At 58.2% G+C, this 25,687-nt stretch carries 23 protein-coding genes; 14 read left to right on the top strand and 9 right to left on the bottom strand.

The window, feature by feature from the left end; all coding sequences use genetic code 11:
* Window positions 1-127 precede the first annotated feature (127 nt).
* Entirely contained in the window at window positions 128-1,060 is a 933-nt protein-coding gene (locus Q0796_RS16560; protein WP_298445171.1) for a LysR family transcriptional regulator, read from the bottom strand.
* Window positions 1,061-1,160: 100 nt separating this feature from the next.
* Between Q0796_RS16560 and Q0796_RS16565 the strand changes: the two genes are divergently transcribed.
* The 5 genes from Q0796_RS16565 to Q0796_RS16585 all read left to right on the top strand — a co-directional run bounded on the left by Q0796_RS16565 (window position 1,161) and on the right by Q0796_RS16585 (window position 5,829).
* A complete protein-coding gene (locus tag Q0796_RS16565; RefSeq protein WP_298445173.1) occupies window positions 1,161-2,381 on the top strand; it encodes an acyl-CoA dehydrogenase family protein in 1,221 nt (406 codons plus the stop codon).
* Window positions 2,382-2,496: 115 nt separating this feature from the next.
* Complete coding sequence (locus Q0796_RS16570; protein WP_298445176.1) at window positions 2,497-3,312, top strand: SDR family oxidoreductase; 816 nt, start codon at window positions 2,497-2,499, stop codon at window positions 3,310-3,312.
* Window positions 3,309-4,385, top strand: coding sequence for a phosphotransferase family protein (locus tag Q0796_RS16575; protein ID WP_298445178.1), 1,077 nt, complete (start codon window positions 3,309-3,311; stop codon window positions 4,383-4,385). Before Q0796_RS16570 ends, Q0796_RS16575 begins: the two co-directional genes overlap by 4 nt.
* On the top strand, window positions 4,382-5,071 hold the full coding sequence (locus tag Q0796_RS16580) for a histidine phosphatase family protein (RefSeq protein WP_298445180.1): 690 nt from the start codon (window positions 4,382-4,384) through the stop codon (window positions 5,069-5,071). Before Q0796_RS16575 ends, Q0796_RS16580 begins: the two co-directional genes overlap by 4 nt.
* A gap of 5 nt (window positions 5,072-5,076) precedes the next feature.
* A complete protein-coding gene (locus Q0796_RS16585) occupies window positions 5,077-5,829 on the top strand; it encodes an SDR family oxidoreductase (protein ID WP_298445183.1) in 753 nt (250 codons plus the stop codon).
* Between the two features lie 157 nt (window positions 5,830-5,986).
* Here Q0796_RS16585 and Q0796_RS16590 read toward each other — a convergent pair whose 3' ends face one another.
* Window positions 5,987-7,216, bottom strand: a complete 1,230-nt coding sequence (locus Q0796_RS16590; RefSeq protein ID WP_298445185.1) for an NADH:flavin oxidoreductase/NADH oxidase family protein — start codon at window positions 7,214-7,216, stop codon at window positions 5,987-5,989.
* A 102-nt stretch (window positions 7,217-7,318) separates the two neighbouring features.
* Here Q0796_RS16590 and Q0796_RS16595 point away from each other — a divergent pair, with 102 nt between their 5' ends.
* From Q0796_RS16595 to Q0796_RS16605, 3 genes are all read left to right on the top strand, one after another.
* A complete protein-coding gene (locus Q0796_RS16595) occupies window positions 7,319-7,717 on the top strand; it encodes a MerR family transcriptional regulator (RefSeq protein ID WP_298445187.1) in 399 nt (132 codons plus the stop codon).
* An 83-nt stretch (window positions 7,718-7,800) separates the two neighbouring features.
* Complete coding sequence (locus Q0796_RS16600; RefSeq protein ID WP_298445189.1) at window positions 7,801-10,035, top strand: patatin-like phospholipase family protein; 2,235 nt, start codon at window positions 7,801-7,803, stop codon at window positions 10,033-10,035.
* 9 nt (window positions 10,036-10,044) lie between these two features.
* Window positions 10,045-10,878 carry an MOSC N-terminal beta barrel domain-containing protein gene (locus tag Q0796_RS16605; RefSeq protein ID WP_298445192.1) on the top strand — a complete coding sequence of 278 codons (834 nt, stop codon included), beginning with the start codon at window positions 10,045-10,047 and terminating at the stop codon, window positions 10,876-10,878.
* Between the two features lie 429 nt (window positions 10,879-11,307).
* On the opposite strand, the gene Q0796_RS16610 is transcribed toward Q0796_RS16605, so the two are convergent.
* Genes Q0796_RS16610 through Q0796_RS16620 form a run of 3 tightly spaced genes read right to left on the bottom strand, consistent with a single transcriptional unit; the run spans window position 11,308 to window position 14,173 of the window.
* Entirely contained in the window at window positions 11,308-12,696 is a 1,389-nt protein-coding gene (locus Q0796_RS16610) for an NAD(P)(+) transhydrogenase (Re/Si-specific) subunit beta (RefSeq protein ID WP_298445194.1), read from the bottom strand.
* Between the two features lie 6 nt (window positions 12,697-12,702).
* Entirely contained in the window at window positions 12,703-12,978 is a 276-nt protein-coding gene (locus Q0796_RS16615) for an NAD(P) transhydrogenase subunit alpha (RefSeq protein WP_298445196.1), read from the bottom strand.
* A 1-nt stretch (window position 12,979) separates the two neighbouring features.
* Window positions 12,980-14,173: an NAD(P) transhydrogenase subunit alpha gene (locus Q0796_RS16620; RefSeq protein WP_298445199.1), complete on the bottom strand. Its 1,194-nt coding sequence runs from the start codon at window positions 14,171-14,173 to the stop codon at window positions 12,980-12,982.
* A gap of 280 nt (window positions 14,174-14,453) precedes the next feature.
* Between Q0796_RS16620 and Q0796_RS16625 the strand changes: the two genes are divergently transcribed.
* The 5 genes from Q0796_RS16625 (at window position 14,454) to Q0796_RS16645 (ending at window position 21,098) form a co-directional block, all read left to right on the top strand.
* Window positions 14,454-16,238, top strand: a complete 1,785-nt coding sequence (locus Q0796_RS16625; RefSeq protein ID WP_298445201.1) for an assimilatory sulfite reductase (NADPH) flavoprotein subunit — start codon at window positions 14,454-14,456, stop codon at window positions 16,236-16,238.
* The gene (gene cysI / locus Q0796_RS16630) at window positions 16,238-18,046 is read left to right on the top strand and encodes an assimilatory sulfite reductase (NADPH) hemoprotein subunit (RefSeq protein ID WP_298445204.1); all 1,809 of its coding nucleotides are present in this window, start codon (window positions 16,238-16,240) and stop codon (window positions 18,044-18,046) included. Before Q0796_RS16625 ends, cysI begins: the two co-directional genes overlap by 1 nt.
* Window positions 18,047-18,056: 10 nt before the next feature.
* Complete coding sequence (locus Q0796_RS16635; RefSeq protein WP_298445207.1) at window positions 18,057-18,797, top strand: phosphoadenylyl-sulfate reductase; 741 nt, start codon at window positions 18,057-18,059, stop codon at window positions 18,795-18,797.
* A 188-nt stretch (window positions 18,798-18,985) separates the two neighbouring features.
* The gene (locus tag Q0796_RS16640) at window positions 18,986-20,059 is read left to right on the top strand and encodes a DUF6765 family protein (protein WP_298445210.1); all 1,074 of its coding nucleotides are present in this window, start codon (window positions 18,986-18,988) and stop codon (window positions 20,057-20,059) included.
* A 106-nt stretch (window positions 20,060-20,165) separates the two neighbouring features.
* Window positions 20,166-21,098 carry a hypothetical protein gene (locus Q0796_RS16645; protein WP_298445213.1) on the top strand — a complete coding sequence of 311 codons (933 nt, stop codon included), beginning with the start codon at window positions 20,166-20,168 and terminating at the stop codon, window positions 21,096-21,098.
* Here the strand turns inward: Q0796_RS16645 and Q0796_RS16650 are convergent.
* The 4 genes from Q0796_RS16650 to mtnN are packed head-to-tail and all read right to left on the bottom strand — an operon-like array spanning window position 21,095 to window position 23,933.
* A complete protein-coding gene (locus tag Q0796_RS16650) occupies window positions 21,095-21,616 on the bottom strand; it encodes a nuclear transport factor 2 family protein (protein ID WP_298445214.1) in 522 nt (173 codons plus the stop codon). The genes Q0796_RS16645 and Q0796_RS16650 overlap by 4 nt on opposite strands.
* Window positions 21,616-22,242: a trimeric intracellular cation channel family protein gene (locus Q0796_RS16655; RefSeq protein WP_298445216.1), complete on the bottom strand. Its 627-nt coding sequence runs from the start codon at window positions 22,240-22,242 to the stop codon at window positions 21,616-21,618. The genes Q0796_RS16650 and Q0796_RS16655 overlap by 1 nt, the downstream gene beginning before the upstream one ends.
* 45 nt (window positions 22,243-22,287) lie before the next feature.
* A complete protein-coding gene (locus tag Q0796_RS16660; RefSeq protein ID WP_298445217.1) occupies window positions 22,288-23,238 on the bottom strand; it encodes a cobalamin biosynthesis protein in 951 nt (316 codons plus the stop codon).
* Window positions 23,235-23,933, bottom strand: coding sequence for a 5'-methylthioadenosine/S-adenosylhomocysteine nucleosidase (gene mtnN, locus Q0796_RS16665; protein ID WP_298445220.1), 699 nt, complete (start codon window positions 23,931-23,933; stop codon window positions 23,235-23,237). Before mtnN ends, Q0796_RS16660 begins: the two co-directional genes overlap by 4 nt.
* A 285-nt stretch (window positions 23,934-24,218) precedes the next feature.
* On the opposite strand from mtnN, the gene gltS reads away from it, so the two are divergent.
* Window positions 24,219-25,445, top strand: coding sequence for a sodium/glutamate symporter (gltS, locus tag Q0796_RS16670; RefSeq protein WP_298445222.1), 1,227 nt, complete (start codon window positions 24,219-24,221; stop codon window positions 25,443-25,445).
* Window positions 25,446-25,687 lie beyond the last annotated feature (242 nt).

A 25,687-nucleotide genomic window follows, 5' to 3' on the forward strand; every position in this document is an offset into this window, starting at 1 on the left:
GTCCCTTGCCCGCCGCCGGGCGGTTCCGGCAATGATCTTTATGCCGCAGCGGGTCATGCACAATAAGTTCAACAGCTAATTGGTACACAGCCTCTTTTATGGGCGGCGGTTGGGCAAGGGCGCTGAGTTAGCCGTCGCGGTTATCGGCCTTCGTTTCGGCTTTGGTTTCGACCGCAAACACGTCATTTAACTGCTCTATCAGCCACTGCAGTGCCGGATCCGTTGCGCGGCTTTGGTGCCAATACAGGTGGATCCCAATGTGACCGGCGTTAAATGGCAACGGCCAGATCTGCACGTCGTTGCACTCTTGCACCAGCGCCACGCTGCTGGGCAACGTCACCAACAGATCGGACTGGGCCGCCAGTGCCAACCCGGTTTGGTAGCTTTGGCAGCGCACCGCCACCTTACGGCTGAGGCCACGCTTATCCAGCGCGTACTCTTCAAGCACCCGTCCCGATGGGCGGCTGGATACCTCAATGTGCTTGGCCGCTTGGTATTGCTTTAGGGTCAGATCGCGGCGCTCGTTGTTGCTGGCAACCACTAATTGATCGTCCACCAGCGGCTGGTGAGCGATGCCACTGGGCGGCACCGATTGGATGTCGATGATCAGATCCAACTGCCGATGGGCCAACAGTCGCTCCATCTGTTCGCGACTGAAACGGCGGCTGGTGAGGCGCGAATAGGGCGCGTGTTGCTGCATCACCGCGCAGATCTGCGGCAGCATCAGCGATTCCAAGGCTTCTGAGATCCCCAACTGAAAGTGCTGTTCGGCGCTGGCCGGTTCAAACTTGCCCCAGCTTTGCAGCAGCTGCCGCAGCTGCGCCAAGGTGGCGAGCAACTGCGGTGCCATGCGCTGGCAGCTGGAGGTGGGCACCATCTGCTGGCCACGGCGTTCAAACAGCGGTTCGCCCATCCGTTCTCGCAACCGCTTTAAGGCGTGGCTGACGGCCGACGGGGTGACGTGCAGCACTTCGGCAGCGCGGCTGATGCTCTGCTCGGTGTAGATTGCTTCAAACACTTTCAAGAGGTTGAAATCGAGCTGTTCTGGTAACCGATCCATGGTGAATTGCACTCATTTTGTTGTTTGAATTCTTTTCGTTTCATTCACAAAGGTAATTGTCTTAGTTTTGTCTGTAAAGTGTTAACAAGGTGATCATGATATGGACTTCTCCCACAGCGCCAAAAGCCTCGAACTGCAAGCCAAGATGAAGCAGTTTATTGCCGATCATCTGGATCCGGTTGAGCAGCAGTATTACCAACACAACGACGAAGTGAACGGCCACGACGACTGGACCCAATGGCAGGTGCCCGCGGGGTTGAATGACTTAAAAGCCAAGGCCAAGGCGGCGGGGCTGTGGAATCTGTTTCTGCCCGACGCAGAACTGGGCGCGGGGTTATCGGTACTGGAATACGCGCCGCTGGCGGAGCTGACCGGGCGCTCGCTGTTCTACCCCGAGGTGTTTAACTGCAACGCCCCAGACACCGGCAACATGGAAGTGCTGTATCACTTTGGCAATCAGCAACAGCAGCAACAATGGCTAACGCCGCTGCTGGCGGGCGAGATCCGCTCGGTGTTCTTTATGACCGAGCCTGGGGTGGCGTCATCCGATGCCACCAACATGGAAGCCAGCATTGTGGAAGATGGTGACGAGCTGATCCTCAACGGCCGCAAATGGTGGAGCTCTGGCGTCGGTCACCCAGATTGTAAGGTTGGGGTGTTTATGGGGCTGTCGAACCCAGAAAACCCCAAACATCAACAGCACTCGATGGTGTTGGTGGAGCTGGATCGCGACGGCGTGCAGATTGAACGCATGCTGAAAGCGGCGGGGGATTGCGATGCCCCATACGGCCACGGCGAAGTGTCGTTCACCAATGTGCGGGTGCCGAAAGCCAACCTGATCCAAAACTTGGGCGACGGGTTTGCCATCGCCCAAGGACGCTTGGGCCCTGGCCGCATCCACCACTGCATGCGCTGCATTGGCGCCGCCGAGCGCGTGTTGGAGATGGGCATTAAGCGGGCACAATCCCGCGTTGCCTTTGGCAAACCGCTGATCGAATTAGGCGGCAACCGCGAACGCATTGCTGATGCCCGCTTGGCCATCGACCAAGCTCGCCTGCTGACTTATTTCGCGGCGTGGAAGATTGATAACGTAGGCGTTAAGCACGCCATGACCGAGATCAGCGCCATCAAGGTGGCGGCCCCTAATGTGCTGCAAGATGTGGTGGATATGGTGATGCAGCTGCACGGCGGCGCAGGGATCGGATCGGATTTCGGCTTGATGCGCTTTTACGCCCAAGCCCGCAGCTTACGCTTGGCCGATGGCCCAGATGAGGTGCACAAAGGCATGATCTCGCGCCTTGAACTGCGTAAATACAAGTAGTGGTTACTTCTGGGCAGCCGTTGTGGACGGTGCCTGAATTGGCGCACGACGGCGCCGTTATCGCCCCGCTGGCTAAGTACGGCAGAGGCGCGAGCAGACAAAGGAATCAACGAACATGAGCAAACGGATTGTGATCACCGGCGCCGCGTCGGGTTTAGGCTTAGCGTTGGCACTGAACTACGCCAAGCAAGGCGGTAAAATTGCGGTCGCGGATCGGCAAGATGGCAGCGAAGCGGTTAAGCAGATCAACGCCGCGGGCGGCGAAGCCTTCTATTACCAGTGCGATGTGACCAACGATGAATCGATGGCGGGGCTGGCGGAAGAGGTGAAGCAGCGCTTTGGTGGCGTGGATGTGGTGGTGGCCAATGCCGGGGTTGCCACCGGCGGTTCGATAGAAGACGAATCGATGGCAGATTGGGACTGGGTAACGCAGATCAACGTATTAGGGGTGGTCCGCACCTGTAAGGTGTTGCTGCCAATGCTGCAATCCGGTGGCCAGATCCTCTGCACCGCCTCGGCTGCGGGCTTGGTAGCGATGCCACGCATGGGCAGTTACTGTGCCGGTAAAGCGGCGGTGGTGTCGTTTGCGGAAACCATGGCGATTGAATTGGCGCCTCGCGGCATTCAAGTGTCGGTGGCGTGTCCGGAGTTCTTTAAAACCAACTTAGATAAGAGCGTTCGCAGCGGCGATGAAGAGATGAAAGCCTTTGTCAGCAAGCTGTTGAATAAATCCGGCGTCAGTGCCGACGACATCGCCAAGAAAATCTTGGCGGGCATGGCCAAAGGCCAGTTCCAGATCGTCACCCACAAATCCACCCGTCAGGTGGTGATGCTAAAGCGGCTGCTCAGCAAGCAAAAATACATCAAGATGATGATTAAGAAGATGAGACGCTTTGGCGAGAAACGCCCCAAACAGCAGGAAGCCGCATGAATGATCTTAACCCCGGCGGCAGCGTTCGCCCCGGTGAAGCACTGCCGTTAGAGACGCTGCTGCCGTGGTTGGCGCAGCACTGCCCGCAGCTAACGGGCACGCCGCGGATCACCCAATACAGCGGCGGCGCGTCGAACTGGACCTATTGCTTGGCCTTTGCCGAGCAAGAGGTGATCCTGCGCCGCGCTCCGGCGGGCAAAAAGGCCAAGGGCGCCCACGACATGGCGCGCGAACACAACATTCAACAGGCGCTGCAGCCGCATTTTCCATTGGTGCCAACCATGTTGGGCTTAGGCCAAGACACGGCGGTGATGGACAGCGACTTCTACTTGATGGACAAGGTTGAAGGGTTTATCCCCCGTCGCAATCTGCCCAAATCGTTGGCGCTCAGCAGCGGCCAAACTCGGGCGCTGTGCCAAAGTGCGATTGATACCTTGGTGCAGCTGCATCAGGTGGACATTCACGCCACGGGCTTAGCGGCCATCGGCAAGGGCGAAGGCTACATCGAACGGCAGATCTTGGGTTGGAATAAACGCTATCGCAACGCCAAAACTTGGAACGTCGGCAGCGGCAAAACGGTGATGCACTGGCTGCAAGCCAACCTGCCAAAAACCGAACGGCAGGCGTTGATCCACAACGATTTTCGCTTAGATAACTTGGTGCTTGATCCCAATCAGCCCGACAAGGTGCTGGCGGTATTGGATTGGGAACTGGCCACCATTGGCGATCCGCTGATGGATCTGGGCAACTCCTTAGCCTATTGGGTGCAGGCCGATGACGATCCGGTGATCCGCGCCAATCGTCGCCAGCCCACCAATGCGCCGGGAATGATGACCCGCCAACAGGTGATCGATTACTACTGTAAGCAAGCGGGGATCGAGTGCGACGACTTTACCTTCTACGAAGTGTACGGCCTGTTCCGCTTAGCGGGCATTGTGCAGCAGCTGTACCACCGCTATCACCACAAGCAAACCCGCAATCCCGCCTTTAAGAACCTGTGGCTGTTCACCAACTACCTCTTATGGCGTTGTCAGCGTTTGATTAAGGCCAGTGGCCGTAAGGCGGCCGCATGAGCGTAATCGCGTTGATCCGCCACGGCCAAGCGTCGTTTGGGGCGGAAAATTACGATTGTTTGTCGCCCATTGGGCGCCAGCAAGCGGAGCTGTTGGGGTTGGATTTGCGCGATCGCGGCTTAGCGCCCGTGCGCGTATTTGCGGGCACCATGGCGCGGCAGCAAGACACCGCCAAGTTAGCGTTAGCGGCCGCAGGGCTGCCGCTGGAAGTGGAAACGGATTCCGGCTGGAACGAGTTTGATCACGAACAGGTGCTGCAAGTGCACTGCCCAGAATTTGCCGATCGCGCCGCCTTTAAGGCGCTGCTGGCACAGCAAGACAACCCCAAGCGGTTTATGTTGGACACCAGCTACCAAGCGTTCCAGCGCTGGCAGTCGGGGCAGTACGATGGCGATTATACGGAAAGCTGGAGTGCGTTTTGTGCGCGCGTCAGTGCCGCGCTCAGCCGCGCCCAACACATCGCCAACGACAAACAAAAGCTGTGGGTGGTCAGCTCCGGTGGCGCCATCAGCGCCGTGGCACAACAGCTGCTGGGGGTGGATAACGACCGCGCGCTGCAGCTTAACTGGCATCTGGTTAACGCCGGTGTCAGTAAGATTTTGGCGAGCAAGGATGGCTTACGATTGTCCAGTTTGAACGATCACGCCCTGTTCGATAAAGACAACCAATTAGTGACTTATCGGTGACTCTCATGGAAAGAAAGAACATCTTAATTACCGGCGCGTCGTCGGGGCTGGGCATGGAGATGGCCAAGCAGTTTGCCGCCAAAGGACGCAACTTGGCATTGTGTGCGCGGCGGGTTGAACGCTTAGAAGCGCTGAAAGCCCAGTTGGAACAACAGCATCCGCAGATCACGGTGTTGATCAAATCACTGGATGTGAACGATCACGATCAAGTGTTTGCGGTGTTTAACCAATTTAACGACGAACTGGATGGCGGCATCGATCGGGTGATCGTGAATGCCGGCATGGGCAAGGGGGCGTCGCTGGGCACCGGTTACTTCAAGGCCAACAAGCAAACGGCGATCACCAACTTTGTCTCGGCGATCGCTCAGTGCGAAGCGGCGCTGGAGATCTTTCGAGCCAAGAACGATGGCCACCTGGTGAACATCTCGTCGATGAGTTCGGTGCGCGGTTTTCGCCGTGCGTTAACGGTGTACGCCGCCAGTAAAGCGGCGTTGGCGAACCTAACCGAAGGGATCCGCGTTGATCTGCTGGGCACCAACATCAAGGCCAGCTGCATCCATCCGGGCTTTATCCGCAGCGAGATCAACGAGAAGGTTGAGAAGGTGCCGTTTATGGTGGATACCGATGTGGGGGTGGCCACCATGATCCGCGCCATCGAAGCAGAGAAAGCCAGCGCCTTTGTGCCGTCGTGGCCGTGGGCGTATCTGCGTCACCTGATGAAGATTGCGCCGATTAAGTACCTCAAAGCGATGAGCTAAAGCCACATGCTCAGCCTTTCACCTAAGCAGCCCGACATCATTTGGTGTCGGGCTGCTGCGTTTGCTGGGGATGAACGTGACTCGGGCTGTGTGGCTGAGTCCGTTTGAAGGGCTGCTGTCTGTGCCTTGCCTCCTGATCACGGTGCTTACCGCGCGCTTACTTGGCCTTAGGCTGATGGCGGCGGTAACGCTTGGTCAACTGGCTTTGACGCCACTGCGCTAACAGCAACGACCACAACGCCGAGGGCTGCTTCAGCGCCCCTTTATGTTGGCTGTGGCGACTGAGTTGGCGCTTGATGATGGCCATGTTGCCTAAGCCGCGCAGGGTGTTGTCTTTCCAGCGGGCTTGCGGCACGGCGATCTCCAGTTGCTGCTGTTGCTGCCATAAGTTGGGCAGTTGCGGCTGCTGCGCCAGCGCGCTGGCCATGCCCACCAGCGCCATGCCGTTGTCCAGCACTTGCTGCGCGACGGCCGCTCGGCGAATGCCGCCCGTTACCATCAATGGCACCTGCGCCAGCGGCAGCAGGGTTTGGGCAAATTCTAAGAAATAGGCTTCCCGCGCCAACGTGCGTTCATCGCCACTTTGGCCCTGCATCGCTGGGGCTTCGTAACTGCCGCCAGAGAGCTCAATCAGATCCAGCCCCAAAGGGTTGAGCCATTGCAGCAGCTGCTTGGCGTCGTCGACATCAAAGCCGCCGCGCTGGAAATCCGCCGAATTGAGCTTAACCGACAGCGCAAACGGCGCTGGCACGGCTGCACGCACCGCCTTAACCACGTGCAATAACAGCCGGGCTCGGTTGGCTAAGCTGCCGCCCCATTGGTCGTCGCGCTGGTTCACCCGTGGTGACAGAAATTGCGACAGCAGATAGCCATGGGCGGCGTGGATCTGCACGCCATCAAATCCGGCGGCACGGGCCTGTTTGGCGCTGTTCACAAAGCGCTCGATCACTTGCTCAATCTCGGCATGGGTCAACGCTCGGGGCTGTCCAAAGCGTTTTGAATGTTTGCCCAGATCCAGCGGCACCGCCGATGGCGCCACGACGTCGGTGCCCATGTTGGCGTAAACCTGTCGGCCGGGGTGGTTTAACTGCATCCATACTTTGCTGCCGTTGGCCTTGGCGTGGGTTGCCCATTGCTGGAAGGGCGCCAGCGTTGACGCGGCGGTTAACACCACCCCGCCGGGGCCAGTCATGGCAGAAGGGTCTATCATCACATTACCAGTGATGATCAGGCCGCTGCCGCCGTGGCCCCAGCGTTGGTAGAGGTTATACAACGGCTGATCCGGCAAGTTGTGGCCATTGGCGAGGTTCTCTTCCATGGCGGCTTTGGCGATGCGGTTAGTGAGGGTTTGCCCGCCCGGCAGGGTGAACGAAGTAAATAGCGACATAATCAAATTCCGATTTCGATGGTGATGCCAGTGGTAAGTCGTTGGCGGCCACGATAACGTTAAAGTGGGCTTGAAGGTCAAGTTTTACCACGGAGGGTAACAATGCAGATCGGTGAATTAGCACAGCGCAGTGGGATCACCCCATCCACCTTGCGCTATTACGAATCGAAGGGGTTATTTGAGGCGGTAACGCGCGACAGCAACGGCTATCGCCGCTACGACGGCGCGGCGCTGCTGCGGTTGCAGCTGATCCGCTTTGCCCAAGGGGTTGGCTTCAGCTTGGATGAGATCCCAGCGCTGCTGGATAACGAACCTGGGGTGGATCACCAGCGCTTACTGAGCGCACTGGCAGAAAAACAGGAGCAGCTGGATAACCTGCTCGACACCCTTGATGGCCAAAAACGTAAATTGGCGTCGCTGCAACAGATGTTAGAATCGGCGTGGTTGCAGGGTGACTGTTTATCGGAACAAGATTTGCGCCGATTGTTGCACCAAACGTAGCAGTCAGGTAGTGATAGAAAACGGCCAGCGCTTGGCCGTTTTTTTGTGGGGAATCAAGTGGGACCGCTATGTTGAAAGGTTGGATGTTCGGAGCGCTGACGCTGTTGCTGTCGGCGCTTTTTAGTGGCGCGCAGGCACAGCCGCGATTAAAGGTTGGGGTGGCGCTGTCGGGTGGCGGCGCTAAGGGCGCCGCACACGTGGGGGTGTTGCGGGTGCTGGAACAGCATCAGATCCCGGTGGATTACATCGCAGGCACCTCGATGGGGGCCTACGTGGCAACGTTGTACTCGTTGGGCTATTCCGTTGACGAGATTGAGCAGCGGCTGATCACGCTGGATTTCAGCCAAGGTTTTTCCGACACCATTCCCCGCCAAGATTTAAGCCTGCGTGAAAAACTGCACCGCGACCAATATCCAGTCGAGCTTAAAATCGGCTTTGAGCAGAGCAAGCTCAAGTTCGCCAAAGGCGCATTAGAGGGGCAGCGGATGGCGTCGTTACTGCGCCGTTCAATCGGTGCTGTGCCCAGCGTCGATCACTTCGATCAGCTGCCGATCCCACTGCGTACCATCGCCACCGATCTGAGCGATCGTTCGGAAGTGATCATCGACTCGGGCGACTTTGTTAGCGCGATGCAGGCCAGCATGGCGGTGCCCGGTGCCTTGGCGCCGGTTGAGCGCAATGGCCGTTTGCTGGTGGACGGCGGCCTTGCCAATAACATGCCGGTGCAGGTGGTGCGCGACATGGGCGCCGATGTGGTGATCGCGGTGGATATTGGCTCGCCGCTGAAAGCGGAAGATCAGCTTAATTCGCTGTTTGATGTGCTGGATCAGCTCTCCAGCTACCTGACGATTTTATCGCGGGATCAACAGGTGGCGCTGATGCAGCCACAGGACGTGTTGGTGGTGCCCAACATTGAGGGCGTGGGCACCACCGATTTCGAGTTGATGGGGCAGATGATCCCCCGCGGGGAAACGGCGATGGCGGCGCAAGTGCAGCAACTGGCCCGTTATGCCTTGTCGGCAAGTGCTTATCAGCAACTGTTGGCGCAGCGGCAGCAGGCGCACCAACAGCTGCTGGTGCAGAACCAAGTGCTGACCGCAGTGAAGCTGGATAACCAATCTTGGGTTAAAGATGAAGTGATCCTTGAGGCGCTAGAGCTGCCCGTGGGCAGCCAACCCAGCAGCGATGCGGTGGATGCGGCCGTGGCGCGGGTGTACGCCATTAACGACTTTGCGCGGGTGGACGCGGCGCTGCAACAGGGCGAACAGGGGCAGGTGCTGACGCTGACCACCAAGGGCAAAGATTGGGGCCCGAACATGTTCGATTTGGGGCTGCGCTTAGAAGATAACTTCGATGATTCCATCAACTGGGAAATCGGTTTGGCGCTGACCTCGAATAACGTGGGGCCGTTGGATGGCCAGTGGCGCAACACTTTGAACCTCGGCAGCAACCGCCGTCTGGTGTCGGAGTATTACCAGCCGTTGGACGATCTGCGCTACAGCTTTGCCATTGCCAGCATTGAGTTTCAGCAGCGCGAGTGGGATGCGTTCTCCAGTGATGGCGCCGAACGCTTGGCGCAGCTTGAGCAAGAGAAGCTGGCGCTGCGGCTTGGGGTTGGGGTTAACCTTGGCAATGCCGCCCAGCTGCAGTTGGCGTACAACTACGAAGACGGTGCCTTTAAGCCCGAATTGGGCAGCGAACCCTTTGATCAGCGTCAGCGCTACTGGCGTCGTGGGGTGGAGATCCTGTTTGGTTACGATCAACTGGATACCGCCCTGTTTCCAAGTTCTGGCAGCGCGTGGCAGCTGCAAGCGTTGCAGATCCACGGCAGCAGTGACGATCAAGGCAGCGACAGCGAAGACGGCAGCGCTAATTTTTGGGTCTATCGCGGCGGCTGGTTAGGGGCCAATCAATTTGGTCCCCACGGGATCTTCGCCAAAGCCGATCTGGTGCTGGCCAGCAAGGACATCACCTCAATCACCCACTTCACTACCGCTGGCGGCTTCTTAGATCTGTCGGGTTTCTATCGCGATGCGCTTTATGGCAACCACAAGGTGCTGACCGCAGCGGGTTACTACTTTGATTTAGGCAAGCAGACGATCACCGGCGAATGGCCGCTGAAAGTGGGCATGTCGTTGGAGGCGGGCAACGTGTGGCTGAACCGCGACGACATCGACCGCGACGATCTGATCTACGCGGGCAGCGTGTTTGTTGGCGCTGAAACCGATTTGGGTAATTTGTCGTTTGGGCTGGGCTATAACGATCGCCACCAAACCAGCCTCTATTTGACCTTTGGTCATGCCATTCATCAACGTTAAGGGATCCGTATGAGCCAAATAACCGAATTGTGGATCTACCCAGTGAAAGGGCTAGCGGGGATCTCGGTGGCTGAAGCGCAGCTGGATGCGACCGGCTTGCGCTGGGATCGACACTGGATGGTGGTGGACGATCGCGGCCGCTTTGTGACCCAGCGGCAACTGCCACAGATGGCCACAGTACACACCGCTTTGACGTCGGATGCGCTGATCTTAAGCCACCCCAGCCAAGCGCAACCACTGCGAGTGGCGCTGGCGGAGTCAACCGCCGCGCGGTCAACCGCGGTACGGGTGTGGGATGACCGCGTTGAAGCCGACTGCATTGACGCGGCAGGGGGGTGGTTAACCCAAGCGCTGCAAAGCCGCCGACCGCTGCACTTGGTGCGTTTTGCGGCGACCTCGGCACGGCCGGTATCGGCGAAGTACTTAGGCGAGCAAGAACGCAGCCACACCCACTTTGCCGATGGCTATCCGGTGTTGGTGGCCAACCAGCAAACCTTGGCGCTGCTGAACGACACCCTGGCGCAAGCGGGTGAGCACACCGTGCCGATGAGCCGTTTTCGTGCCAACGTGGTGATGGATGATCTTGGCGGTGCCAACGCCGAATTGGCGCAGCAAGATCTGCACGGTGAGGCGGTGATCTTAGGCATTCGCAAACCCTGCGAACGCTGCCCCGTGACCCGCATTGATCAGCTCAGCGGCGAGCGTCAGCATCCGCAGCAGCCGTTGCCCGCCTTGATGAGCATCAACCCGCTGGAGAAAAAGGGCGCCTTCTTCGGCGGCAACGCCATCGTCTTGCAAACCGGCGTGATCCGCGTTGGCGACAGGTTGACGAGCAAACCGTAACGGTAAGCGCTTGTAGGTTTGATTCGCCGCAGGCGTAATCGAACAAGGCTGGCGGTGCAGCAGCAACCGTGGGTGTCGCCATCTCGGCATGGTCACGTTACGCCCAAGAGCGGCTAACGTGACCTACAAGATAGGTAGATGCAGGCAGAAGTAGACAAGTAGGTTTGATTAGCCACAGGCGTAATCGAACAAGAGAGGCGGTGCAGCAGCAACCGTGGGTGTCGCCACCGCAGCATCGTCACGTTCCGCCTAAGAGCGGCTACCGTGATCGACAAAGCTGAGCCTATCGAGTTGTCGCCATAAAGCACCCGTAGGTTTGATTAGCCGCAGGCGTAATCGAACAATGGTGCGATAAGATCGCCATAAAAAAGCCCCGCATCATCGATGCGGGGCTTGTTGTTACTGGCAGCTTAAGACGGGCAATCGCGTTTAAGCGTCCGCCTCTTTCAAGCTGGCGGTCAGTTCCACAATGGCTTTTTTGCCATCGCCAAACAGCATCAGCGCGTTGTCTTTGGCGAACAGTGGGTTTGGCAAGCCAGCAAAACCTGGGCTGAGGGAACGCTTAACGATAATGACGTTGCGCGCCTTATCCACGTTCAGAATGGGCATGCCGTAGATTGGGCTGCCTTTGTCTTCCCGCGCCATTGGGTTGGTAACGTCGTTGGCACCAATCACAATCGCCACATCGGTTTGCTCAAACTGCGGGTTGATCTCGTCCATCTCAACCAGCTGCTCGTACGGCACTTCGGCTTCCGCCAGCAACACGTTCATGTGGCCCGGCATCCGCCCAGCAACAGGGTGAATGGCGTACTTCACGTCGGTACCACGGGCTTCCATTACGCTGGCCAGTTCACGTACCGCGTGCTGAGCCTGCGCCATGGCTAAGCCGTAACCAGGAACAATCACAACGCGCTCGGCGGTTTCCAGCATCATCGCCACTTCATCCGGCGAAGAGGAGCGCACTTTACCGGCGTACACTTCGTCGGCGTCGATCTTCTCGCCGCCTTCCGCCATCACCCCAAACAACACATTGGTGAGCGAGCGGTTCATCGCTTTACACATGATCTGGGTCAGGATCAGCCCCGATGCGCCAACCAGTGAACCCGCAACAATCAAGACGGTGTTGCCGCTGATGAAACCTGCGGTGGCCGCCGCAATACCAGAGTAAGAGTTCAGCAGGGCGATAACCACCGGCATGTCGGCGCCGCCGATTGGGGTGACCAAGGCCAAGCCCAGCACCAAGGCCACCAGCATCAACAACACAATCAGCAAGCCGCTTGGGCTGTTGGTGTGCAGCATAACCAGCAACAGGCCAACCGCCAGCAGCGCGCCATTGCCTAGGGTGCCGCCGGGGATCTTGATGGTGCCGTCATTGAAAATTTTCAGCTCTTTGAGTTTGCCAAAGGCAACAAAAGAACCCGATAGGGTAACCGCACCAATCAGTACGGTGATGGCGATCGACAGCTGCGCAACGGTGTTGCTGTCCATGGACGGATCCGCCACGTTGGCCAGCGCCACAAACAAAGAGGCGCCACCACCAAAGCCGTTTAACGTCGCCACCATTTCGGGCATCGAGGTCATCTGCACCTTGCGGGCTAAGTAAGCGCCGATGCCGCCACCGATGATCATGCCCACAATGATCCAGCTGTAGCTGAGGATCTGTTGGTCCAGCAGGGTAACCACCACGGCCACCAGCATACCGATGGAGGACAGTTGGTTGCCTTTAACCGCGGTGCGCGGTTTGGTCAGATTTTTGATGCCGAGAATAAACAGCACCGCCGCCACTAAATAGGCGATGTAAACCAGAGTTGTGCTCATTATCGCTTATTTCCTTTTAAACATCGCCAGCATGCGGTTGGTAACCATGTAGCCACCCACCACGTTGATGGTGGCCAACACCACCGCCAAGAACCCCAAGAAGTTAACCCAAGCGCCTGCGCCAGAACCCGCCGCCAACAGGGCACCCACTAAGGTGATGCCAGAGATGGCGTTCGATGCCGACATCAGCGGCGTGTGCAGCGTTGGCGGCACCTTGGTGATCAGTTCAACCCCTAAAAACAGGGCGACCACGAAGATGGTGATCAGCAGTAACAGATCCATATTATTTTGCCTCCTCGGTGGCGGTTTCTGCGGTCTCAACCGGCGTTAACGCCGGCAGGTTGAGCAGCGCTCGTAAGCGAGCATTGACCACTTCGCCGTTATGGCTGATGGTGGTGTCGCGCACGATTTCGTCGTCAAAATCCCAGTTCAGTCCCTCAGGGGTGGCCATCAGGCTAAGCAGGTTGGTTAGGTTGGTGCCAAACATCTGGCTGGCGTGGTTGGGCACGGTCGCCGCCACATTTTGTGGGCCGATGATGGTTACCCCGTGGTGTTGCACGGTTTTGCCGGATTCGGTCAGTTCGCAGTTGCCGCCGGTTTCCGCCGCCAAATCGACAATGATGGCGCCGGGCTTCATCTTGTTCAGCTGCGCTTCGGTGATCAGCACCGGCGCTTTGCGGCCAGGGATGGCCGCGGTGGTGATAACCACGTCTTGCTGCGCCAACACGTCGGCCATCGCCGCTTGCTGCTTGGCGATAAATTCGGCGCTTTGTTCTTTGGCGTAACCGCCTTTGGTTTCGGTGTTTTCCGCTTCGATGTTGAGTTCAACCGGACGGGCACCAACCGACAGGATCTGCTCACGAGCCGCCGGGCGAATGTCGTAGGCTTCCACCACACCGCCTAAGCGTTTGGCGGTGGCACAGGCTTGTAAGCCAGCCACACCCACGCCCATCACAAACACGCGGGCGGGTTTTAAGGTGCCCGCGGCGGTCATCATCATCGGGAACAACTGCGGCGCATTGGCCGCGCCCATCAAGACGGCTTTGTACCCGGCGATGGTGGCGTTGCTTGAGAGTACGTCCATTGATTGTGCGCGGGTGATCCGTGGCACCAGCTCAAGGGCGATGCCGTTGATCTGGTGCTCGGCTAAGATCGACGCCACGGCCGGGTTGGCCAGCGGATCCATCATCGAGATAAAGGTTTGCCCCTTATGCAGCTGCGGCAGCAGCTTGATCAGCGCATCGCCGTGGCCGGTCAGAGACAACACCACTTCGGCATCGGCAACGGTGGCCGTCAGATCGGTGGCAATGGTGGCACCGGCGGCAACGTAGTCGTCATCGGTAAAGCCTGCCTTTAGGCCAGCACCGGTTTGCACGGTTACCGTTAGATCCGCTTTGGTCAACTTGGTGACGTTAGCAGGGATCAATGCCACTCGGGTTTCTCCCGGTTGGATCTCCTTAATCACAGCGATCTTCACAATCAGGTCCTCTGGTTAGTGTTGGGTAGCGGCAGAGATTGCTCTGCAATGCTCACGATGCGCCCAGTTTCCCACGTAACCTTGATGCAACAAAGCGTTACCTTGGGATCGACAGACGATAAGAGCAATCGAAAAAATAACTTACTTGGAAAAGGGTTAAGTTTAAACGCTCGTTCTAAACCTATATGCCTGTTTGTTATAAAAACATCAAAATAAGTATTTTTTGTTAATAGTTGCGCTCCCTACCCTAGTGACATCAATTACAGGAGTAGGTAGCAGCATGCTGTTGAAAGAGTTGGAAGCTGGCGCTGGCATGCTGGCCCCAGAGCAGATCCAAACATTACGCACCCTAACCGCCGAGCTTTCGCCCACCCAAGCGGCGTGGCTGAGCGGTTATTTAGCGGCGGTGGCCAATCAGGGCAGCAGTGCCGCGCCGATGTTGGCCCCAGCGGCGGCGCCCCAAGCCACCTTAACCATTTTATACGGCAGCCAAACCGGCAATGGCCGCAGCGTGGCGCAGGCGTTAGCGCAACAGGCGCAAGCGCAGGGGCGGCAGGTGGCGTTGTTGTCGATGCAGGAATATAAGCCGAAGCAGTTAGCCAAAGAGCAGCAGTTGCTGCTGGTGGTGAGCACCCACGGCGAAGGCGATCCACCGGACGAGGCGATCGGCTTTCATAAATACCTGCTGGGCCAGCGTGCACCGCAGCTGGATACGCTCAGTTACAGCGTATTGGCGCTGGGGGATTCCAGCTATGAGCAGTTTTGCCAAACCGGCAAAGAGTTGGATCTGCGGTTAGCGGAACTGGGGGCGACTCGGTTAAGCCCGCGCATCGACTGCGATGTTGATTTTCAGCAAGACGCCAGCCAGTGGCAACAGGCGGTGCTGGCGGCATTGCCGACGGCAGAAACCGCGCCTGTTGCCGCCAACAGTGGTGGCCAAGTGGTGCCGCTGGCCAGCGCTGTGGCCAGCCAGTACAGCAAAACCAACCCCTATGCAGCCGAGCTGATCGTGAGCCAGAAGATCAGCGGTCGCGCTTCGGCCAAAGACATCCGCCATGTGGAGATCGATCTGGGCGACAGCGGCATCAGCTATCACCCTGGGGATGCCCTTGGGGTGTGGCTGGATAACGATCCGGAGTTGGTGAGCCAGATCCTAGCGACACTGGGACTGAGTGACGATGCCGAGTTGCGCCGTGCCTTAACCTGCGAGTACGAACTGACCCTGCTGAACCCCGCGGTGCTGCAAGGGTGGGCTCAGTTGGTGGCTCAGCCGGAACTCGATGCCCTGCTGGCCGACAGCAGTGCCCTGCGCCAGTTCATCACCAGTCACCAGCTGCTGGATGTGCTGCAGCGTTTTCCCGCCACCGACACCGCCATCAGCGCCGCGCAACTCACCGGCTTGCTGCGGAAGTTAACCCCGCGGCTGTACTCGATCGCGTCGTCCCAAGCGGAAGTGGATAACGAAGTGCACCTGACCGTGGCGGAAGTCGCCAGTGAGCGTAACGGCGAAATCCGCCTCGGCAGCGTCAGTGGCGGCTTAGCACGGCGGCTGCAGGGGGGCGATCCATTGCGGGTGTTTGTGCAGCCTAATGCCCACTTCCGCTTGCCCAGTGATGACGACACCGCCGCGATCATGATCGGCCCCGGCACCGGCATCGCGCCTTTTCGTGCCTTTATGCAAGAACGCGACGCCCGTGGTGCCAGTGGCAAAAACTGGCTGTTTTTCGGCAACCCCACCTTCACCGACGATTTCCTCTACCAAGTGGAGTGGCAGCACTACCGCAAAAGCGGGCTGCTGAGCCGCATCGATCTGGCGTTTTCTCGTGATCAAGCCGAGAAAATCTATGTGCAGGACCGACTGCAAGCCCACGGCGCTGAAGTGTTTTCGTGGTTAGAGCAGGGCGCCCACCTGTACCTGTGTGGCAACGCCAGCCACATGGCCAAAGATGTGGAAGCAACGCTGCTGCGCATCATTCAACAGCACGGCCAGCAAGATCCACAGCAAGCCATGGAATACCTCGACCACCTGCGCCAGAGTCAGCGCTATCAGAAGGACGTTTACTGATGAGCAACCCCGACACATCTACCGCCGCTACGGCAACCACCGCCGCCGCTGCCAGTAACCGCAAGGACGGTGCCTTGGTCAGCAACAGCTTGCCCGCCGAACTGCAGCATCTGGTGGTAACGGGCAAGCTGGCCGACAACGAACGGATTAAAGGCGACAGCGAACGGCTGCGCGGCACCATTAGCGCCGATCTGGGCGACGATCTTACCGGCGGCTTTAGCGCCGATAACTTCCAGTTGATCCGTTTTCACGGCATGTATCAGCAAGACGATCGCGACATTCGCGCCGAACGCACAGAGCAAAAACTGGAACCGCTGCACACGGTGATGTTGCGGGCGCGCTTGCCCGGCGGGGTGATCAGCCCCAAGCAGTGGCTGGCCATCGACGACTTTGCCCGCGACAGCACCCACGCTGGCAGCATCCGCTTAACCACCCGCCAAACCTTTCAGTTCCATGGGGTGTTGAAGCGCGACATTAAATCGATGCACCAGATGCTTAATCGCATCGGCATCGATTCCATCGCCACCGCTGGCGACGTAAACCGCAACGTGTTGTGTACCGCCAACCCCGAGCAATCGCAGCTGCACAGCCAAGCCTATGAGTGGGCCAAGAAGATCTCCGAACACCTGCTGCCGCACACCCGCGCCTACGCCGAAGTGTGGCTGGATGGGGAAAAGGTCGAAAGCAGTAAAGCCGAGGAAGAGCCGATCTTAGGCAGCAATTACTTGCCGCGAAAATTCAAAACCACGGTGGTGGTGCCGCCACACAATGACGTTGATCTGCACGCCAACGATCTCAACTTCGTGGCCATTGCGGAGGGCGACAGCTTGATCGGCTTTAACGTGTTGGTGGGCGGCGGCTTAGCGATGACCCACGGCGATCACGCCACCTACCCGCGCACCGCCGATGAACTGGGCTTTGTGCCGCTGGCAGACACCCTAACGGTGGCGGCGGCGGTGGTGTCCACCCAGCGCGACTTAGGCAATCGGGTGAACCGCAAAAACGCCAAAACCAAATACACCATCGATCGCATCGGCTTGCCGCAGTTTAAAGCGGAAGTGGAGCGCCGCGCTGGGCTGCATTTTGATGCGGTGCGGCCATACGTTTTAACTGGCCGTGGCGACAGCTTTGGCTGGACGGCAGGGATTGATGGCAAACACAACCTCACCCTGTTTATTGAAAATGGCCGGGTGTTTGATTTTATTGATAAGCCCTTAAAAAGTGGCATGGCGGCGATCGCCAAGATCCACCACGGTGAGTTCCGCCTCACCGCCAACCAAAATCTGATCATCGCGGGGGTGGCCAGTGACGATAAGGCCACGATTGACGCCTTGGCGCGGCAACATGGCCTGATTGACGATGGTCACTCGAACCAGCGCAAAAGCGCCATGGCCTGCGTGTCGTTGCCAACCTGCCCATTGGCGATGGCGGAAGCAGAACGGGTGCTGCCTGCCCATGTGGATCGGTTGGAAGGGTTACTGAGCAAACATGGGATCCCAGACGAAGCGATCATCTTCCGCGTTACCGGCTGCCCCAATGGCTGTGGCCGCGCCATGCTGGCGGAAGTGGGCTTAGTGGGCAAAGGCCCCGGCCGCTACAACCTGCACCTTGGCGGCAACGTCAATGGCACTCGGATCCCCAAGCTGTACCGTGAGAATCTGGATGAAGACAGCCTGTTTGCAGAGCTGGACGGCTTGCTGCAACGCTGGGTGACAGAACGCCGTGGCGACGAACGTTTTGGCGACTTTGTGGTGCGCGTTGGCGTGGTTGCGCCGGTGTTGGTGCCGAAACAGGATTTCTACGCCTAAGGAGCTTGGCATGGTAAATCGGTCATTAGAGCAACTGCTGCAACAGCCAGACAGCGCCGACAGTGTGGCGCTGTTGGCGGCGCTCAACCAAGAATTAGCGGCCATGAGCGCGCAACAACGGATTGAATGGGGGCTGCTTAACCTGCCTGGCAACCATGTGCTGACCTCCAGCTTTGGGATCCAAGCGGCGTTGATGCTGCACTTGGTTACCCAGCAGCAAGCCGATATGCCGGTGGTGCTTACCGACACCGGCTATCTGTTTGCCGAGACCTATCAGTTTATTGATGAGTTAACCGAACGGTTGCAGCTGAACCTGCAGGTGTTTCGTGCCGAGCACAGCCCCGCGTGGCAAGAGGCGCGCTATGGTCAGTTGTGGCAGCAGGGGGAGGCGGGGCTGGATCACTACAACCGCCTGAATAAAGTGGAGCCGATGCGGCAGGCGTTAGAGCAGCTGCACGTGGGCAGCTGGTTTGCGGGGCTGCGGCGACAACAATCCCAAAGCCGCAGCGACTTGCCGTTTCTGGCGGTGCGCTCTGGCCGCTTTAAGTTACTGCCGGTGTTGGATTGGCACGCCAAACAGGTGCACGACTACTTAACGGCCCATCAATTGCCCTACCACCCGCTGTGGGAGCAAGGTTATGGCTCGGTGGGCGATGTTCATACCTCGCGGCCAATGGCGTTGGGCGAAAGCGAAGAGCAGACCCGCTTCTTTGGCTTAAAGCGCGAGTGCGGTTTGCACTACGAGATCTAGCGGCGGCGTTGTCGAGGCGGGTTCACCCCAGTGAAAGCCACCAAATTGGTGGCTTTTTGCCGGAGATTACAAGGTTAAAACACGCTGGTTAGCCGCAAAATAGTGCAGTTCAAATTGCTGACCTGATCGCCATAAGTGGCGCGTTTACTACTGCATTAGTGTCGCTCGGTGAAGCCAGGAGAGCCGAAATGCAGATAGATGGTCACCACACCCTAACGTACGTTGCAGCCCGTTTTGCCCAGTTTGATCATCGCCAAGCGGCCACCATCGCCTATGCCTCGCAGTACGTGTGCGATGCCACCAACAGCGGCCTGATCCGCTTTGATAATGGCGCCAGTTACTCGCGGTTGGCGTCGGCCAATAAGATGCTGGATCGGCGCAGCCTCAGCGCCATGGCGGAGAACCTCACTTGGCTGCCGCTGTATTATCTGCCCGGCAACGGCGGCCAACCGGCAGGCGTCGATCCCGACGGCGGCTTTGTGCAAAAGCTGATTTGCCAACCGGATAGCCCTGTGGCGCGGGCGATGCTGGCAGACTGCATTGCCAATCAAGATACCCCCAGCGGTTTGCATCGCTTGGGGATCAGCATGCACGCCTTGGCCGACAGCTTTTCCCATCAAGGGTTTGCGGGGGTGAGCCACGAAGTGAATGTGGTGGAAGAGGTCGAAGCCGAGGATCAAAATTGGGTCGAGTCCTTTACCGATAGGTTATCCAGTTTTTTCTTAGCCGAGGGGTTCCCCTTAGGTCACGCTGCGGCGTTGAATAATCCCGATAAGCCCTATTTAACGTGGCGCTACCAAAACGGTTTTGGCGAACTGATCGAACGCGACAACGTGCAGATCTTTACCGAGGCCGCCAACGTCATGTGCAAAGCGATGCAGGCCTATCGGCAGGGGGATGTCAGCGTCAATCTGGACGCGCAGCCGGGCATTCCCAGTAAAGATCTGCACACCATTAAGCTGATGCTCGCGCAGTATCAATTTGATAATGAGCAACTGCGGCATCAGCACTGGCTGGGGGATATTGGCCAAGGGCGGTTCTCTTTTGGGGCGGCTCAGTTGAACTACATCGGCAAAGGCATTGGCTCGTGGAAGCACCAAGCCTTAGGGCAAGAGGCACATTGCGACAGTGGCGATGAGCGGTTTCATTACCAACCTGCGTTTCTAAGCAGTGATTGGAAACAGTTTCATGATGCGCTGCGGCTGCACCTATTGGTGATGCAACAACGGATCTTTCCCAGCTTTGGGATATGCAGCGGTTAGCCCTACCGTTTGTCCCAATGACCGCCCATGTTGGGCGGTTTTTTTTGCCTACGAACAATATATAAACTAATTTATTTATATATTGTTGATTAAGGGAGGAATGAAGATGGCGCCACTATCACCACAGTTATCACCGCAACTATCATCACAGCTATCACACCAACTGGATGAGGTGCTACTGCGGGTTGCGATGGTGCACCAGCAGCACAGCATTAAAGGCTTTTTGGCATTGCAAGATCTGCAGCACTCTTTGGCGTTAACCGACAGCGAGGTAACCCAACTGCTGCCGATTTTGGCGCAAGAGCCGCTGCTGCCGCTGCTGCCCTTGCAACAGACGTTAGCCACCCGCATTCCGCCGCGTCGGTGGCAGTGGCTGTTGCAGCACAGCGTCTATCCTGCCTGTTACTTTGTGATGCGCGATTGGATTGCCGAGCAGGGCTTTATGGCGGTGTGTCAGCACTATCTGGATCGTGCCTGCCAAATGAACGGCGAGTTGGGGCACTACTTAACGGTGCTGCTGGCGTTGCGACGGCTGTGGCCGCAACTGAGCCCGACGCAGCAACCTCGCTTGATTGAGCGTTTTACCGAGTTTGTGACCACGACTTTTAACGCGCCGGTTGCAACCAAGCCGTTGGCGGCAGATTATCGGCCGCCCACCACCGTGGCACAGCTGCAACAGCAGGTGTTGCAGCGTCCGGGCTTTTTGGCTCACAACTGGATCACCCTAGCGGCATTGCGACGGGAGCAGCAGACGCTAACCCCAGCGCAATACCAACAGCAATTGACGCTGCTGCACCAACGTTGTTTTTGGCAACATCAGGATGCGGCGGATCAACCGCAGATTGATTGGCAGCAAGGGCAGGCCAGCCAAGTGCCACAACGGTGTCGTGCGTTGCTGTTTGATAGCGGGCGGGATCTGCATCAGCTGACCATCGCCGACAGCGTCATGTGGTTGCAGCAACATGGGGGCTTAACGGCGTCGCAGCAGGGCTGGTTGGCCGCGGGATTAACGTACTTTATTGCCGATTGCCGCGATTAGGGGGCGGGTTCGTAGCGGTAGGTGCGCAGCTGTGCCTTCATTGATTCGTAATCGAGCATGTCGGTGTGTTCGTCAATGCGCTGGGTTTCTACGTCCACGGTTAAGGTGGTTACCCCCGGCAACGTTAAGGTGATTAAGCGATCGGGCATGCCAAATAAATTGCCCCGAGCTTGATAGTAATAGCTGCCGATCAGCACCACGGTGGAGCCTTTATAGAACTGATGATCCACGTTAAAGGCGAAGCGTTCGGTGTAGATATGCACTTGGCGCAAAAAGGTGAGGATATCGCGGGTGCCATTGAGCTTCTTGCCCGCCATCACATCATGAAATTTGGTGTCGCGGTGCAGCATTCGCCCCAGCTGATGAAAGTCGCGCTGGGTTAACGCTTCGAGGTAATCGGTGGCCAGTTGCAGCTGCGGCGCAATGGCCGAAGGCGCCGGCGGGCCTTGCTCCTGCGCGTGGCTAAGCCGCGGCAGCAGCAAGAGGGCAAGCAAGCACAGGCGAGCGCAGATCAACATCACTTGCTGCTGTTATCTAAGGCGAAGGCGGGCAGCGACAGATGGAAGAAGATCCCAATTAAGCGCAGCACCAAGGTGCCCACCATCGCTAAACACATCGCCGGGATAGGCGCGAGATTCAGGCTGAGCGCGCCGGTATACACAATGCCGCCCACAATGCAGGCGGTGGCGTAGATCTCGGTACGCAGCACCAGCGGCACTTCACGGCACAGCACATCGCGGATCAAGCCGCCAAGCACGCCGGTCATGGTGCCCATCATCACCGCAATGATCGGCTCGGCGCCGTAGCTCAGCGCTTTTTGCGCGCCAATCACGGTAAACACCGCGAGGCCAAAGGCATCCGCCACCTGAAACCAGCGGCCACTGAGTTTGCGCGGGCAGCGCACCAGCAGCATCACCACCGCTGCGGTAATGGTGATCAGCCACACGTACAGGGTGTCGGTGATCCAAAACACCGGCGTGGCCCCTAAGATGGCGTCGCGCACGGTGCCGCCACCCACGGCTGTTACCCCCGCCAATACCAGCACCCCAAAGGGATCCATGCGTAATCGGCCGGCGGCTAAAGCGCCAGAGATGGCAAAGACCACGGTCCCAAACAGATCAGACAGATAGATGAAGTCGTTCATGTTGTTGTGTCATTGAAGCCCTAAAGGGCCAGTAAAAATCAAAAGTTAACGGCTTTGATGCCAAAACCACGCAAGCGCGATGGCAGCCAACAGCGGCAGCAACAGCCACAGGGTTTGTGCCATGGTTAGCATGCGCTGCGCCCGTTGCAAGTGTAAGGGCTGGCACTGCTGTTGCGGCCCTAACCGTGGCCGTAACAGCCGTTTGCCCGCCAGTTGCCATGGCCCACCCAGTTGCACCCCAAGGCTGCAGGCCAAACACAGCTGCAGCCATTGCTGGCTGCGCTGATCCCAGCGCCCTTGCAGCTGAGGCCGCAGTTGCCATGGCCGCGCCAACACCCCATACAGGCTGAGGAACAGCCCCAGCAGCCCGTTGACCGGCAGCATCATCAGCGCCGCACTAAAGTGCGCGGTGCCCCCAAATGGCGCCAGCTGCGGTTTATCAATGTGCCAGTGGCGAGCCACTTCGGTGCTGATCCACAACGCCATCGCCAGTGGCATGCCGCCAAGCAGGTACCAAAAACTGACCCCAAAAAACTGGCTGGCACGGCGTTCCAGTTGCAGCTCTATCGCGGCTTTGGTGATGCCCAAGCTCGACAGTGGCTGCGTATCTCGCAGCGCCCATTGGCTTAAAGTGGCTCGCGCTTGTTCTTTCTGCCCCTGTTGCAGCTGCTGCGCTAAGGCGCTGCCGGGCAGTTCGCGGCTCGGCAGCAACAGGGTCAGCAGCGCCAGTTCCAGCAGCGGGTGCCAGATCGCCAACGCACTGAGCAGCAGCAACGGCGCTGCCATTAACAGTAGCCCTAAGCCACCGGCAACGGTGCGCTGGCCACTGCTGCGGCGCGGATGATGGGTTTTGCGCTGCAGTTGCTCGGCCCAATTGGCAAGCAACGGCTGCAAGTGCAGCCGTTGGGGCAGTAACCAGCTCAGTAGGGTGGCAAGCAGCAGCAACAGCGGCGGCAGCAATACCAGCCCATACAGCCCTAAGGTGGCGCTGTTCACCCCTTGAGGCTGGCCAACATGGCGATCACCACTTTGGCTGAGTGCTCACCGGCTTGGATGATGAAGCTATCGAAATCCACGGCGCCGTCGTCGTTGGCGTTGTCGCTGATGGCGCGGATCACCACGAAGGCGGTGCCAAACTGGTGACAGGTTTGGGCAATGGCGGCCGCTTCCATTTCACAGGCGGCCATGGCTGGGAAGTGGCTCAGCATGGTGGCGGTGCGTTTTGGATCGGCGATAAAGGAGTCGCCGGTGCAGATCAGCCCTTCAATGGCGTTCACTTCACCCACCTGAGCAACCGCCGCCTTGGCGATGCCAACCAGCTTGGGATCCGGTAAGAAGGCCGCAGGTTGGCCGGGCAGTTGCCCCATCTCGTAACCAAAGGCGGTCACGTCAGCGTCGTGGTGGCGCACTTCTGAGGAGATAACCACATCGCCAATGTTCAGCGATTTGGCAAAGCCACCGGCCGAGCCGGTGTTGATCACGTAGCTTGGCTCAAAGCGTTCAATCAGTACGGCAGTGGCCACGGCGGCGGTTACTTTACCGATGCCAGAGCGGGTTAGGATCACCTCAACCCCATTGAGTTGGCCTTGGTAGAACTCGATGCCGGCGATGGTGTCGATGCTCAGGTTGTCCAGTTGGCTACGCAGCAAGGAAACTTCTTGCTCCATGGCGCCGATAATGCCGATTTTCATGATGGGGATTCCGCAAAATAGGGGGATAAATAATGGCGCTAATTCTAACAGGAACTGGCGCGAGGATGGCAGTCGCAGTGAGGTAAATTGTTGCGCCGTTAAGCGCAATTAAGGCCAAGGTTGTGGTGTCGGCATGGGGGCGTTCGCCCGCCATTGCAGCGATCCGCCTCAGCGAGCGTTAAGATGGCCGCCCAAAGCGTAGCCGATGATGGGAAAGCGTTGTGATCGCGCTTCGCCGGTGGCAGTTTGGGGGAATCGTGAGCAAACTCAAGGATGCCAGCACGGATGGAAACCGTAACCGTTCCCGCCTTTATCGCCTTCACCATCACCATTATGGTGCTGTTTTACGGCAAATACCTGACCTCTAAATACCAGCTATTACGCCAGTACAGCATCCCCGAACCCGTGGTTGGCGGCTTTGCCTGCGCGATGGTGGTGGGCGTGCTGTATTACGGGTTTGATCTGCAGGTGGTGTTTGAACTGAAGGTGATGGAGTGGCTGCTGATCTACTTCTTTACCGGCATTGGCTTACGGGCTGACATTCAAACCCTGCTTAAAGGGGGACGGCCGCTGCTGTTGTTGCTGCTGTTGGCCTCTGGCTACATCGTGGTGCAAAACCTGCTGGGGATCAGCGTGGCATCGCTGTTTGGGCTGGATCCGAAAACCGGCTTGATGTCGGGATCGGTGGCGCTCACCGGCGGGGTGGGCACCACCATGGCGTGGGCGCCCACCTTTGTGCAGGATCTTGGCATCGCCAACGCCACCGAGCTGGGTGTGGCCTCTAATACCCTTGGCTTGATTGGCGCCTGCTGCATCGGTGGGCCAATCGCCGCTTACCTGATCAACAAGCACAAGCTGGAAACCGAAAACAGCGACGAACTGACCGTCGGTACCCGCCACGACGGCGGCGGCGATGGCTTGCCGGTAACCTACTTTGGCGTGTTGCGAGCGTGGCTGTGGCTCAATGTATCGATGGTGTTGGGCTACCTGCTGAACGAAAGCCTGCAAGCGGCGGGGCTAAAGCTGCCGCTGTTTGTTGCCTGCCTGCTGGCGGGGATTGTGTTGGGTAACCTGGGTCGCTGGCTGCTGAGCAAGCGCCGCAAGCCACTGCATCAAAACTACGCCCAAGACGCCGAGCACGGCCTGAGCCTGATCTCGGATATCTGCTTGGGGATGTTCTTAACCATGGCGTTGATGAGCCTGCAGGTGTGGAAGCTGGAGGGCAGCTTTGGGTACATCGTTACCGTGGTGGGCTTGCAGATCTTAATGTCGGCGCTGTTTACCACCTTTGTGGTGTTCAAAGTGATGGGCAAAGATTACAACGCCGCGGTGATCTGCGCCGGTTTTGGTGGGGTGACTTTAGGCTCTACCGCCACCGCCATCGTCAACATGCAAGCGGTTACCCAGCAATACGGCGCCGCCCGCCAAGCCTTTATTGTGGTGCCGTTGGTGTGCGGCTTCTTTATCGATTTGGTGAACGCCATGGTGATCAACTTTATGGCGTTTTATTAGGCTGTGTACCAATTAGCTGTTGAACTTATTGTGCATGACCCGCTGCGGCATAAAGATCATTGCCGGGACCGCCCGGCGGCGGGCAAGGGACTCGTCCCTTTGCAATCCCGAGCGCCTCAGAGTGACGACAGCCCCTCGCTCTCGCAGCATTACGTTACAGCAACGGCCAGATGCGCCATCCATGGCTTAACTGGCCTCTACGGCATCCTGCCTTCGGCTTTACTCCATCACTGCTGCACTCG

It is taken from the genome of uncultured Ferrimonas sp. (assembly GCF_947489035.1).
Taxonomy (GTDB): domain Bacteria; phylum Pseudomonadota; class Gammaproteobacteria; order Enterobacterales; family Shewanellaceae; genus Ferrimonas.

What these genes read in the sequence shown, in the direction of transcription:
- Q0796_RS16585 (WP_298445183.1), top strand. Translation starts at nt 5,077, where the DNA reads ATGGAAAGAAAGAACATCTTAATTACCGGCGCGTCGTCGGGGCTGGGC.
- Q0796_RS16615 (WP_298445196.1), bottom strand. Translation starts at nt 12,978, where the DNA reads ATGGATCTGTTACTGCTGATCACCATCTTCGTGGTCGCCCTGTTTTTA.
- Q0796_RS16595 (WP_298445187.1), top strand. Translation starts at nt 7,319, where the DNA reads ATGCAGATCGGTGAATTAGCACAGCGCAGTGGGATCACCCCATCCACC.
- Q0796_RS16650 (WP_298445214.1), bottom strand. Translation starts at nt 21,616, where the DNA reads ATGTTGATCTGCGCTCGCCTGTGCTTGCTTGCCCTCTTGCTGCTGCCG.
- Q0796_RS16640 (WP_298445210.1), top strand. Translation starts at nt 18,986, where the DNA reads ATGCAGATAGATGGTCACCACACCCTAACGTACGTTGCAGCCCGTTTT.
- Q0796_RS16565 (WP_298445173.1), top strand. Translation starts at nt 1,161, where the DNA reads ATGGACTTCTCCCACAGCGCCAAAAGCCTCGAACTGCAAGCCAAGATG.
- Q0796_RS16610 (WP_298445194.1), bottom strand. Translation starts at nt 12,696, where the DNA reads ATGAGCACAACTCTGGTTTACATCGCCTATTTAGTGGCGGCGGTGCTG.
- Q0796_RS16625 (WP_298445201.1), top strand. Translation starts at nt 14,454, where the DNA reads ATGCTGTTGAAAGAGTTGGAAGCTGGCGCTGGCATGCTGGCCCCAGAG.
- Q0796_RS16570 (WP_298445176.1), top strand. Translation starts at nt 2,497, where the DNA reads ATGAGCAAACGGATTGTGATCACCGGCGCCGCGTCGGGTTTAGGCTTA.
- Q0796_RS16605 (WP_298445192.1), top strand. Translation starts at nt 10,045, where the DNA reads ATGAGCCAAATAACCGAATTGTGGATCTACCCAGTGAAAGGGCTAGCG.
- Q0796_RS16635 (WP_298445207.1), top strand. Translation starts at nt 18,057, where the DNA reads ATGGTAAATCGGTCATTAGAGCAACTGCTGCAACAGCCAGACAGCGCC.
- Q0796_RS16580 (WP_298445180.1), top strand. Translation starts at nt 4,382, where the DNA reads ATGAGCGTAATCGCGTTGATCCGCCACGGCCAAGCGTCGTTTGGGGCG.
- mtnN (WP_298445220.1), bottom strand. Translation starts at nt 23,933, where the DNA reads ATGAAAATCGGCATTATCGGCGCCATGGAGCAAGAAGTTTCCTTGCTG.
- Q0796_RS16560 (WP_298445171.1), bottom strand. Translation starts at nt 1,060, where the DNA reads ATGGATCGGTTACCAGAACAGCTCGATTTCAACCTCTTGAAAGTGTTT.
- gltS (WP_298445222.1), top strand. Translation starts at nt 24,219, where the DNA reads ATGGAAACCGTAACCGTTCCCGCCTTTATCGCCTTCACCATCACCATT.
- Q0796_RS16645 (WP_298445213.1), top strand. Translation starts at nt 20,166, where the DNA reads ATGGCGCCACTATCACCACAGTTATCACCGCAACTATCATCACAGCTA.
- Q0796_RS16655 (WP_298445216.1), bottom strand. Translation starts at nt 22,242, where the DNA reads ATGAACGACTTCATCTATCTGTCTGATCTGTTTGGGACCGTGGTCTTT.
- cysI (WP_298445204.1), top strand. Translation starts at nt 16,238, where the DNA reads ATGAGCAACCCCGACACATCTACCGCCGCTACGGCAACCACCGCCGCC.
- Q0796_RS16575 (WP_298445178.1), top strand. Translation starts at nt 3,309, where the DNA reads ATGAATGATCTTAACCCCGGCGGCAGCGTTCGCCCCGGTGAAGCACTG.
- Q0796_RS16600 (WP_298445189.1), top strand. Translation starts at nt 7,801, where the DNA reads ATGTTCGGAGCGCTGACGCTGTTGCTGTCGGCGCTTTTTAGTGGCGCG.
- Q0796_RS16590 (WP_298445185.1), bottom strand. Translation starts at nt 7,216, where the DNA reads ATGTCGCTATTTACTTCGTTCACCCTGCCGGGCGGGCAAACCCTCACT.